General features: G+C 68.8%; 8 protein-coding genes and 1 CRISPR repeat array (1 of these 9 only partly in view). Of the genes, 2 read left to right on the top strand and 6 right to left on the bottom strand.

The annotated features are described in order from the left end of the window. The 6 genes from cas1 to FrCorBMG51_RS15230 all read right to left on the bottom strand — a co-directional run. Nucleotides 1–245 carry the 5' portion of a CRISPR-associated endonuclease Cas1 gene (gene cas1, locus FrCorBMG51_RS15255; protein WP_047223744.1) on the bottom strand. The gene continues 790 nt to the left of window position 1, outside the view, so only the first 245 of its 1,035 coding nucleotides appear in the window; its start codon is at nucleotides 243–245; its stop codon lies off the left edge, out of view. Then, nucleotides 242–1,339: a reverse transcriptase domain-containing protein gene (locus tag FrCorBMG51_RS15250; RefSeq protein ID WP_047223743.1), complete on the bottom strand. Its 1,098-nt coding sequence runs from the start codon at nucleotides 1,337–1,339 to the stop codon at nucleotides 242–244. The genes cas1 and FrCorBMG51_RS15250 overlap by 4 nt, the downstream gene beginning before the upstream one ends. Nucleotides 1,340–1,388: 49 nt before the next feature. After that, on the bottom strand, nucleotides 1,389–2,414 hold the full coding sequence (locus FrCorBMG51_RS15245) for a HesA/MoeB/ThiF family protein (RefSeq protein WP_047223742.1): 1,026 nt from the start codon (nucleotides 2,412–2,414) through the stop codon (nucleotides 1,389–1,391). 36 nt (nucleotides 2,415–2,450) lie between these two features. Continuing rightward, complete coding sequence (locus FrCorBMG51_RS15240) at nucleotides 2,451–2,984, bottom strand: hypothetical protein (RefSeq protein ID WP_047223741.1); 534 nt, start codon at nucleotides 2,982–2,984, stop codon at nucleotides 2,451–2,453. After that, nucleotides 2,984–3,658: an E2/UBC family protein gene (locus FrCorBMG51_RS15235; protein WP_157180518.1), complete on the bottom strand. Its 675-nt coding sequence runs from the start codon at nucleotides 3,656–3,658 to the stop codon at nucleotides 2,984–2,986. Before FrCorBMG51_RS15235 ends, FrCorBMG51_RS15240 begins: the two co-directional genes overlap by 1 nt. Before the next feature lie 1,243 nt (nucleotides 3,659–4,901). Continuing rightward, nucleotides 4,902–5,766: direct repeats of the CRISPR family, unit length 36 nt; unit sequence GTCGCACCGCCCCAACTTTCCGCACCGGATTGAAAC. 67 nt (nucleotides 5,767–5,833) lie between these two features. Further along, nucleotides 5,834–6,478: a TetR/AcrR family transcriptional regulator gene (locus FrCorBMG51_RS15230; protein WP_047223739.1), complete on the bottom strand. Its 645-nt coding sequence runs from the start codon at nucleotides 6,476–6,478 to the stop codon at nucleotides 5,834–5,836. A 217-nt stretch (nucleotides 6,479–6,695) separates the two neighbouring features. Here FrCorBMG51_RS15230 and FrCorBMG51_RS15225 point away from each other — a divergent pair, with 217 nt between their 5' ends. Together FrCorBMG51_RS15225 and FrCorBMG51_RS15220 are read left to right on the top strand one after the other, a co-directional pair. Then, nucleotides 6,696–8,171: an MFS transporter gene (locus FrCorBMG51_RS15225; RefSeq protein WP_047223738.1), complete on the top strand. Its 1,476-nt coding sequence runs from the start codon at nucleotides 6,696–6,698 to the stop codon at nucleotides 8,169–8,171. Nucleotides 8,172–8,977: 806 nt separating this feature from the next. Then, nucleotides 8,978–10,414 carry a hypothetical protein gene (locus FrCorBMG51_RS15220; protein WP_047223737.1) on the top strand — a complete coding sequence of 479 codons (1,437 nt, stop codon included), beginning with the start codon at nucleotides 8,978–8,980 and terminating at the stop codon, nucleotides 10,412–10,414. Nucleotides 10,415–11,005: the final 591 nt, after the last annotated feature.

Genomic DNA, 11,005 nt, shown 5'->3' with positions numbered 1-11,005 from the left:
GGCGGCTCGAGCCGGCCCCGCGCCCGCCCGTCATCGGTCAGCAACACGAGCGGGATGTCGTCGGCGAGCAGCGCGTTCATCGTCGGCGTGGTCACCGTGACGTTGCCGAGCAGGATCACCTCGGCGACCAGGGACAACGGCGCGGACGTGACGACCTGGCCGTCCCGCGAGACCACCAGCCGCCCGCCGCGCTTCGACAGCACCGAGCCGTGGCCCCCGACGTAGAGCGGCTGCCTGGTGATCATAGCCATGGTCGCCGCTCCCGTCCGCCCGCCGCGGACCGACGGGCATCCGGCGTAGGCCAGCCGCGCGACGCGGCCTCACCGCCGCCCCGCCCGCCGCCGGGTACACCATCACCAAACCGCGTCGGAGCACGGCCAAGATCGTGACCATCGGGGCGTTCCCCGGTCGCCGGCCGGTGGCCGGAGGCGTTGCGTCCCACCGACATCGGGTGCGTCCAACCCTCGTTCGGCGACTCCGCCCATCCGCCGTCCCGGAAGAACACCCAGCCGAGGAACGAGAAGCCGGTGTCGAACGTCGACACATAGGTCTTGCCGGGATTCGCCCGCAGCCGCAGGCTGGTCAGCGCGGCGTCGACATCGGTCGCGGCGGCGAGGGCGGCCTCCTCGTCCGGGCAGAACACGGCAAGATCGTCCGCATATCGGACGAGATGCCCGCGCCGGCCGTGCACGACCTGGTCGAAGTCCCGCAGGTACAGGTTGGCCAGCGCGGGACTCACCGGTGCGCCTTCGGGCAGGCCGCGGCCACGGTCGACCACGCCGTATTCGGTGAGCAGGGGCGCGGACGCCCACGCTCGCGCCAGCGCGACAGCCTCCGGACCGATGGCCGTCCGGGCCAGCGCGTCCGCGAGCAGTTCATGGTCGATTTCGCGGAAGAACTCGGCGATGTCGGCTCGCAGGACGGTACGCAGGCCGGCGTCTCGGCACCGCTCCGCCTGCGCGAGCGCGTCCAGCCACGAGCGGCCACGCCGATAGGCGAAACTGACCTCGGCGGACGAGGCGTCGAGCCGCTTCCCGCAGACCTCGAGGAAGGCGCGTTGGGCGACCCGGTCACGGACGGTCGGCAGACCCAGCCGGCGGCGCTTCCCGCCCCGGGTGATCGTCATGAGCCGCAGCGGCTGGGGCTCGTACGTCCGGGTCCGTAGCTGTTCGGCGAGGCGGTCGAGCCGCACCCCGAGCTGCCGGCCGAACGTCTCGACACCGATCCCGTCCGCGCCGGCCATGGCGCTGCCCGCCGCGACCCGCGCCCAGGCTCCCCACAGAGTGGATTCGCGTGCCATCCGGTCGAGTGGGCTGTTGCCGCTGTTCACCACCGTCACCGTCAATCACCTCCAACCTGTCCTGACGGACGAAATGACGAAATCCCGATTACCGGCTGTATGAAACGGTTTGCTGGAACAGCTGATCGGAAACGGCTGGCGGCCTGGAATGCGCGGGAGAGGGGAACGGCGGGATTCCACCCGCGTCGCCGAGACCGCGCACCGAGTCGGAGCCGCACGCGGGGCAGCCGTCCACCCGGTCGGCGTCGAGGGTGACGACCGCGGGGCGGACGAGATCTATGAGCAGATGGGTCGCCGGTGGGCGCCACGGCCACACCCAGTTCAGGACCTCACCGAGCGCGAACGCGACGACCGCCTGGTTGAGGAACAGCACGCTCGGTGCGGGGTCGTGCGCGTCGGCGGGCAGATAGCCGGCGGCACGGCGGGCTGCCCGCGCGGCCGGGTCCAGCTCGAGGGCCGCGGCGGCCGGGTCGTACCCGCACTGGCACAGCAGGCACGGCCCTCCCGGGCGGACGACGGCGACATGCCCGCCGACCTCCAGCGCTCCGGGTGCTCCGGGTGCTTCCGATGTTCTCGGCGTTCCGAGCCCGTCGTTTCCGGGCTCTTCGTCGGTATCGGTATCGTCGCTGAAGGCATCCGGTGATCGGCTGATCTCGACGCCGATGTCGATGTAGAGCCGGCCGTACTGGACGGCAAGAAGATTGAGCGCCCAGCGCGGGGCGTGGCCGTCCACACCGCCGATGAGCACGTCGGCGCAGCGCAACGCGCTCCACACCTCGTTCTCCAGAATCCCGCCGGATAGTGCCACGACCGGCAGCGCGGGATCGATGTTCCTCGCGAGCCGGGCGGCCACGTCCACCTTGGGACGTCTCTGGCGGGCGTCGTCGGGAGTGGCCCCGACCACCCGGTTGAGATTCGTGATCTCGACGATGTCGGGGTCGACGACGAGCAGCCGTCCGATGCCGAGATGCGCGAGCCCCTGGACGGCAAGCGATCCGGCGCCGCCGACGCCGACCACCGCGACGGTGAGATCGCGCAGTCTGGCCTGCGCGGCCGCGCCGAACGCGCGTACCTGCCGGTCGAAGCGGCCCTCGACCAACCGTGTGCGGTCCATGCTGACGCTCCTGGGATTCCGATGCCTGTCGGATGCCTATCGGACGAGTTCCACGGTGGTTTCGGAGCGGCCGAGCAGCCGCAGCTCGTCAATGGTTTCCAGCACGCCGGTGGACGGGTTCCGCCACATGCCCGCCACGGAACGTTGCCCGAGCACGAGCGACGCGGGGAAGACAGGCGGCAGGGAGGGGATCGTGTCGGAGAAATCGGCGTGGGTGATCCGCATGTTCGCCTCGTCATGGCCGGAGAACCACACCGAGCGGTCGGCGAACGGGTGCGTGTGGACGTCGATGAGCGACAACGCGCATTCGTAGCATTCACGCAGCACCGCTCTGGTCAGCGTATGATCCACTTCGACCCGGACGCTGGTCTGCAACGTGAGAGCATCGTCCGGGACGGGGATTGCGTAACGGACGAATATGTCCGTGGTGGCCCGTCCCCACGGATCCGTCCATTCGCTGGCATGGCCGAGCAGGTACGCCATCCGCTCGACCGGGACGTCGAAAAGATATCGGCGGGTCTGCCGCCAGACGGTTTCGGGAACACGGACCACGCAGCGGGTGGGGCTCATCAGTCCGCCGTCCCGAGGTAGGTCCTGATCGCTTCCACGAATGTGATGAGCGAGTCGTGTTCGGCGTTCCAGTTGTGCCCGGTGTCCTCCAGGCAGTACCAGAAGTAGCCGAGGTCGGCGTACGGATTCTTGTGGCCCTGGAAGTAGTGTCCCGGGCTGACGAGCCGGTCACCGTCACGGCGCTGGAGCTGTGAACCGAGGTAGAAGCCGTCCGGTGCCGACTCGGGGTAGGTCAGGGGCGGGACGAGCAGGACGGTGGTGCGGTCCGGGAACCAGCCGGCGGGGAGCCGGAAATCCGGGATGATGACCCACGAGTCGTCGTCCGCGACACGCAGACCGGGGTAGCCGCCGGCGAGCTGCGCGGCCTCCCAGCGGACCCGGCGATGGCGGAGATTTGAGGGTGCGAAATCACCGCTGTTGCTGCCGCCGCTGCCGCCGCCGCTGGGCCGGGTGGCCGGTTCGGCAGCCTTGGAATGCCGTGCGTGATGCGCGAAGACCTCGCCGTCGGCGATCCGGATACGCTGCCCGTCGGGAACGATGGTGTTCCGGTCGCGCCCCTGCCGGACGAGAACACGGTCGGCCGGTATCCCGCCGGCCCGCTTGAGTTCGGCGCCCGTCAGATCGTCCGCGATCACTGGGACGTCGACACCGTTGATACGGATCGTCTTGGCCACGGTGCTCTCCTCGTCGGTGTTCTTCCCATTGGCCCGGTGCTCATCGGCCCGATGCGCCGCCTTCCCGGCGTTCACCTGTGTCTGACGGATGGGGCGGCGCATCTCCGCCTGTGGCCCGCACGTGATCTTTCTGTGACGGGTTGGCGCCGCGTCACCATGCCGCTCCGTTACCTGTACTGCCGCCAGGATGAAGGCGCTTCGAGTCTGATCATGGGCGGCTTCTTCGCGTCTGGCAGTACGTAAGGCGCCAGTCTGACTACTGTGGGAAGCGATGCTGGCGCGGGCGGTGCCGCTCGGGGCGGTGGCGCGGCGCAGAGGACACCACCGAAGAGCCCGCAGGCGAGCAGCGCCGTCATGCGGAAGCCCGCCCACGGCGCCCGCCGCCTCGCCCGTGCCGCACCCGGGCTCACCGCCGCTGCTGGCCGGCTGGGTCGGCCAGCCCGCGATGGCCGACCCAGCGGTGGGGACCGATCCGGTAACGGAGTCCGTCTGGGACGGGCATCCGAGGCGAGAGCGCCGGCGACGTCAGGAATCCATCCGTGCTGGGTAGGCACGCCATCGGTTGGACGTCGGGAAGCCGGGCCTCGGAGAGCACCACGGCTGGCCGGAGCGGGAGGTGTGTGCCTGGCCGGACGAGCTGCAACCGGTGGACGGTACGTCGAATCGCGATACTGAGCCGCCCCCGACGGCTGGGCCGCCACTGCCGGGCGCGGCCTGGCCCGCGCCCGAACCGGGATACTCCTGGCCGCGAGCGGTTGGACCGACAAAGACCCGACCGCCGGGTGATCAGCCGGCGTATACCGTAGCCGCCCCGCGGATGGTTGCGCCGGCGCCGGTCCCGGTGCCGACGGCCGGGGCTGGGGGCCGGGCAGGTCGACAGGGACGGCGACCCCATGTTCGTCGATGCGCAGCCGAGGCGGGTCCGTCATCGCAGCTCTCCTTATCCCTCATGGATGTGCCCACCGGCATCCGACGGATGATGGAGCGGTAACGGTCGGTCTCCGCCAGCGGAACGGGGTGATGCACGGATGCGCCTGGTTGTCAAACGTCCGATTCATGATCGTTGCCCCCAACCTCCGACACGCCGAAGAAGCGGGGAGGTTGTGGGAAAGATCTATAACCCTGTGACCTGTGCAAACATAAACGATCAAGAATTTCCGCCCAGTTATCCACAGCCCCTCCCGGCAGGTTGGGAGACGATCTTGCAAACGCCCAGGTCAGACCCCCCAGGATCCGTGGTACTGTCGCACCGCCCCAACTTTCCGCACCGGATTGAAACCGGATACCACGTCTCTTACATAGAATTTCAAGTCGCACCGCCCCAACTTTCCGCACCGGATTGAAACTCCCGCTGCTCGCGGGCGGCGACAAGTTCCATGGTGTCGCACCGCCCCAACTTTCCGCACCGGATTGAAACGCTATGACGACCTCCTTTCAGCCGGAAAAACGTCGCACCGCCCCAACTTTCCGCACCGGATTGAAACCGTCGGCCACGTGCCCGTGTTGCCGTAGTACGGTCGCACCGCCCCAACTTTCCGCACCGGATTGAAACCGGATACCACGTCTCTTACATAGAATTTCAAGTCGCACCGCCCCAACTTTCCGCACCGGATTGAAACTCAGCGGTTGTGCCGGGTGGCAGCAGATCATAAGTCGCACCGCCCCAACTTTCCGCACCGGATTGAAACCACGACGGGGAGGTCTATGACCTCCACCGTCTCATTGTCGCACCGCCCCAACTTTCCGCACCGGATTGAAACCTCCTTCGTTTCCTCTCTGGGTCTTCAGGTTGGTCGCACCGCCCCAACTTTCCGCACCGGATTGAAACCCCGACCGCGAACCGCGACCCGGACTCGATCACCGGTCGCACCGCCCCAACTTTCCGCACCGGATTGAAACCACGACGGGGAGGTCTATGACCTCCACCGTCTCATTGTCGCACCGCCCCAACTTTCCGCACCGGATTGAAACGGCGAGGCGGGTGTACCAGCCCAGCTCGAGCTCGTCGCACCGCCCCAACTTTCCGCACCGGATTGAAACCTGAACACCACGTACGGGCCGGGGTTGGCGACGTCGTACCGCTCCAGCTTTCCGTGCCGGATTGAAACCTCCGGTAGAGGTATGTCTCTTGCGTGGCGGTCGCGCCGTCCCGATCGGCGGTCGCGGTGTTTTTCCTCAGTCGGGGTAGATGTCGGTGGCGGAGAGGGGGCGGCCGGGTAGGGGGGTGCCGGGGCGGGCGCGTAGGCCGTCGAAGATGATTTCTCGGGCTCGGTCGTAGGACATTTCGGCGATCTCGCTGGGTGTGCGGTGGGTGCTGGGCAGCATCAGCAGTGAGAACAGGTGTGTGACGTCGCCGGTGTCCACGTCCGGGCGCATTGAGCCCTCTCGCTGGGCGGCTTGCACCAGGTCGTCGATCACCTTGATGAGTTCGTTGCGGATCTGCCGGATCGTCGGGTCGGCGCTGAGTGCCGCGACGGTTGCCGGTGAGAACAGGCGTTGGACGCGCAGGGTGAGGCTGAGTTCGCGGGATGTGCTCAGGGTGCGCGCGAGGGCGTCCCAGGCATGCTCGTGCTCGGCCCTGGCCTCGCGGGCCTTGGTCAGCATGACGCCCATGCTGGTCTGGACGACCGCCAGGATCAGCGCCTCGCGGTCGGGGAAGTTCCGGTAGAGCGTCCCGATACCGACGCCGGCCAGCCGGGCGATCTCCTCCAGCGGCACGTCAGGCCCGTTGTCGACGAACGCCCGCGTGGCAGTGGTGATGATCTGGGCGCGGTTGCGCCGGGCGTCTGCCCGCAGGTGAGCCCGGGGCTGGGCTGTCATGTCGGGTGGCTCTCCTTCTGGACGGCGACGGCGACGGCGGAGGCATGCGGAGGTAGCCGGCAGCAATCAGCCGCATGCGGAGGAGCTTCCTCCGGTTGTGCTAGCGTAACCGGAGGAAAATCTTCCGGTAAGCGTCTGGCGCGGGCTGGCACGGGTCGGCCCGCCCACCAGAGCGCCGCCGACGACGACCTCCTGGACATGGACCGAAGGACCGCACATGGCTGATCTGTCCACCGCGGCGACCAGCCGCCCGACCGGGGCGGAGCTCCACACCCCCGCGCCGTCGCTCGCCCGCCCCACGCTGGTGCTCCTCGTCGTCGGCCTCGGTGCGCTGATGGTGTCGATGTCGCAGGGCATTCTGGTGCCGGTGCTGCCGATACTGCCAGCGGAACTGGGCACCACGGCCAGCAACGTCGAGTGGCTGCTGACCTCCACGCTGCTCGTCGCCGCTGTCGCGGTGCCGCTGTTCGGCCGGCTCGGCGACATGTTCGGCAAACGACGGATGCTGCTGATCGCGCTCGCCGCGCTCGCCGCCGGTTCGCTGATCGACGCCGTGACCAGCAATATAGCTCTGTTGATCATTGGTCGGGTCGTCCAGGGGCTGGGGACTGCCGCCATCCCTCTCGGTATCAGCCTGCTCGCGTCGCTCCTGCCTCGCGAACGTGCCGGCACGGGCATTGCGATGATCAGCGCGATGATGGGCGTCGGCGCCGCCCTGGGCCTGCCGATGGCCGGGCTCATCGCTGACCACGCCGACTTCCACATCCTGTTCTGGGTGACCGGCATCGGCGGCGTGCTGGCGTTCGCCGGCGTGCTGGCCGTCGTGCCCGAGGCGCCGAACCGCACCGGCGGCCGGGTCGACCTGGTCGGCGCCCTGCTGCTGAGCGCGGGCCTGACAGCACTGATGCTGCCGCTCGCCGAAACTGCCAACTGGGGCTGGGGCTCCGCCCGGGTGATCGGCCTGCTGGCGCTCGCGGTCGTGCTGCTGGTCGCGTTGTACCGGTTCGAGCTGCGTACCCGCGAACCCCTCGTCGACGTGCTCTCCCTACGCCGGCGCCCCCTGATCCTGACCAACCTCGCGTCGGTGCTGTTCGGCTTCGCGCTGTTCGCGTCCATGATCGGAACGGCGTCCTATGTCCAGGCGCCCGAGGCGAGCGGCTACGGCTTCGGCTCCTCGATGGTCGTCGGCGGCCTGACGCTGCTGCCCGGCGGCCTGTGCATGCTGTTTTTCGCGCCCGTGTCGGCACGGCTGGTGGCGCTGCACGGCGCCGGAAGAACCCTCGCGCTCGGAGCCGTCATCGTCGCCCTCGGCTGGGCCATGCGGATCGCCGTGGCCGGGGCGCTGTGGCAGGTCATCCTCGGCGCGACCGTGATAGGCGTTGGCACCGGCATCGGCTACGCGGCCATGCCGTCGCTCATCAACGCCCACACGCCACCGTCGGAGATCGCCGCGGCCAACGGTCTGAACACCCTGTTCAGGGCTATCGGCAGCTCGCTGGCCAGTGCTGTCGGCGGCGCCATCCTGGTCGCGGAGACCGTCTCCCTCGGCGGGCACGAGCTACCCTCGCTCACCGGCTACCGAGAGCTGTTCGCCATCTGCGCGGTGGCCGCCGCGCTGGCCGCGATCGCGGCGCTGGCCATCCCGCACCAGCGCCGCCCAGCCGTTTTGGAAGCGGACGCGACGCCCGCCTGAGCGCATCCCGCGGGCTGTCGGGGCACTCGCTCGGCCGTGTCCGTCGCCATGGCGGCGTAGGTGGTTTCGGTTGTTATCGTGACGGTTTCCACCTACGGGTTCCGCATCCGTAGGTGGAAACCGTCGTTGCCACAGCGGTTTCTACCTACGGCTCGGGGGAGGGGATGGCGCCTGCGCATCCTGGATGATCTGGAATAGTTTGATTTGTCACTCTTAGCGCCTGTTTCGATGCGTAGAGGATTGGTCGGGTCTGTCGTGAGTACCCTGCCGCGAGCCGTGACAGAGCATCCCCTAATCTGATCTGTTCTCCAGCGGGAGGGCGGTCAGAGGCAGGGCCGAAGGCGACGCGATCGTGCACCTCCTGTGTCGCTCGCGGCTCTGACGCGCGGAGGGAGCTCGGGTGACGATCAGATGCGGGGGTTCGGCGCTGGCGCTGGCCGGCGCTGCGTCGGATGGTGCGGGACTGGACGCCGCCAAGGCGGGCGTCGCCGAGCCGGGTGTCGCCGAGTCGGGTGTCGCCGAGTCGGGTGCTGTCGGGGGGGCGGGTCTTGGGGCGGCAGGCGGCGGTTCGTGGGGCGGGACGCTGGGACGGTCTGCCCGGAATGCGTGGTTGTTGACAGGATCTGCCTGGCCCAAGTACGTTGCTGACCGGCCACTACGCGCGGCGTGTGGCCGATGACCAGGATCTTCGCGGTCCCGGTCCCCTGTGAAGCGCTCGGAGCATCCGAGCGCCATGGCGCCTTTGTGGCGTCGCCCTGTTGCTGGATCACTACCCGTGGTTTGGCATGCCCTTCGCAGGAGGACCGATGACTGCCCTGACACTTGCCGACATCGCGGATGAGAACGCCGAGGTCGCGTTCATGGCCTTCCGCGAGCTGGTGGGTCCGGCGCTGTGGGCGGTGATCGTCCGCGATGTCCACCGGGCCAAGCCGGGGACGTGCGCCTGCCGTCCCGACCGGCCACCCATGTTCGACGCCGCCCACTCGATACCCGGCCCGCTCTGCCCGCGTTGCACGGACCTGTGGACGCCCCGGTTCATGGACGGTTTCGACCGGATACGTGCCGCTCTTGTGGGCAACGTACCGACGATCGCCGGCGGCTCGAACGCCGGCCAGGAAGTCCGCGAGCTGATCGTGGTCCGTGACCATCTTGTGACGCCCGAGGCCGAATGGCAGGAGGCCGCCGTTTACGGCGCCATGCTGTGCGACCCCGCCTTCCCCAGGGGAATCTCACCGGAGCCGCCGGGCTGGCTGCGGGCGGTGTGGGCGCAGTTCGTCCACTTCCCCACGGCCGGGCGGATCGTGCCGACCGTACGCCGGGAATCGGCCGCCGAACGCGGCCTGCCGACCCGTCCGGAAGTAGCGATCAGCACCGCGGAATGGGCCGCGCCGCTGCGCGCCGACCCCATCGGCCAGAACATTGTCATCCACTTCCTGCTCGGTCTCCGGGACGGGGTCACCGACCCGTTTTCGCTGCCGAAGATGCAGCTCAGGTTTGGTCTCACCGAGCAGGAGGTCGACGAGCGGCTGCGGCGCTCACTCGCGCTGCTGCGCCGGCACAACCCCGATTTCTACACACGGGCCGTTGCCCTTCCGCTCGCCGAACGGCCCACCGAAACACGCGGTGAAACCGGCCCGGACGGATGTACCAGCGAGCATGTTCCGTCCTTCGAGGACGCCTGCGTGGCCGAGACGGATGCCTACACCGCACGGGAAACAATCATCGCCGAGCTCGTACCACACACCCCTATCAGCACCGGCACCGGCGGTGGTGCCGGCATCGTCATCGGGACAGGTGCCGTCATCGGGGCCGGGAATGCCGCTGACGTCGCGGTTGGCGTCGCTGCCGGCTCTGGTCATGGGCGGCGGCGGGCGCGCGGTGTGCAGGGCCGGCGGGATGATCCAGGGCCTTGTCCGGGGCGCCGTCCGAAAAACCGGCCGATGGTGCCTCGGGCATCTGCGCTCGTCAGCGCGGGGTCCGGGCAGTTGCCGGAAATCACCCGCGGGCCGGGAACCGCCCATGGCTCGGTTTGTGACGCCGCCGTCGTCCGGCTGCTGAGCCTGATTGTCGATGTCGCGCACGGCGGAAAGGGCGACATCGTCTCGGCCTGCCGGCGGGAGCTGGGGCTGAACGAACAGCAGGCCCGGGACGAGGCCGAACGTTTCGCGCGTCTTGTCGCCGTCGCCAGGGTCGACTGGGTCGACGTCCTGCTACGCGGTGTCAACAGCCAGGGGGTGAAGTAGATGTCGAGGAACGGCATGCTCCGGTCGGTCGTCGGGTACGCCACCGTCACGCGGGTGGCAGGGCTGCCCACGCCTCCAGAAGATCCGCGAGGTCGTGCGCCTGTGCCGTGGACAGGACAACGGCCCGCGTCCCGGCCCACGCCCCGAAGCCGGTCGTGTGGGCATCGTGAGCGTCACGATCCGGATCGTGGACCGTAGACCTTCCCGTCGTTGACGCCGAAGCTGAAGACGGGGACGGGGACGGGGTCGGGGCTGGAGCCGGCGTGAGGGTGTGGGCGGGAGCCGCCGGTGCGTCACCTGGAACTGCTGGGGGAACCGCTGGGGCTGTTCGGGGATCGCGCTCGGTTTCGCCTCCGGCCTCCGGGGCGGGAGTCTCGCCAGGAGCCGTTGACGTCGCGGGGGCTGTGTTCCGCGGAACGTGGGTCCCAGCCGCGGGGGTTGTGTTCCGCGGAACACGGCTCTCGACCGCGGGCTCCGACCACGAGGTGATCTCGAGACGGATGCCGTCGCAGAACGTGATCGCCTGCACGGATCGCGGTGTGGACGGTGCATCCGCCGGCGGGTCGGTGATCTTTCTGCGGCGGGCGAGCC

The sequence above is a fragment of the Protofrankia coriariae genome, from assembly GCF_001017755.1.
Lineage (GTDB): Bacteria > Actinomycetota > Actinomycetes > Frankiales > Frankiaceae > Protofrankia > Protofrankia coriariae.
Note: the sequence above shows the minus strand (reverse complement) of the source record. Positions and strands in the feature narration are given on the sequence as shown.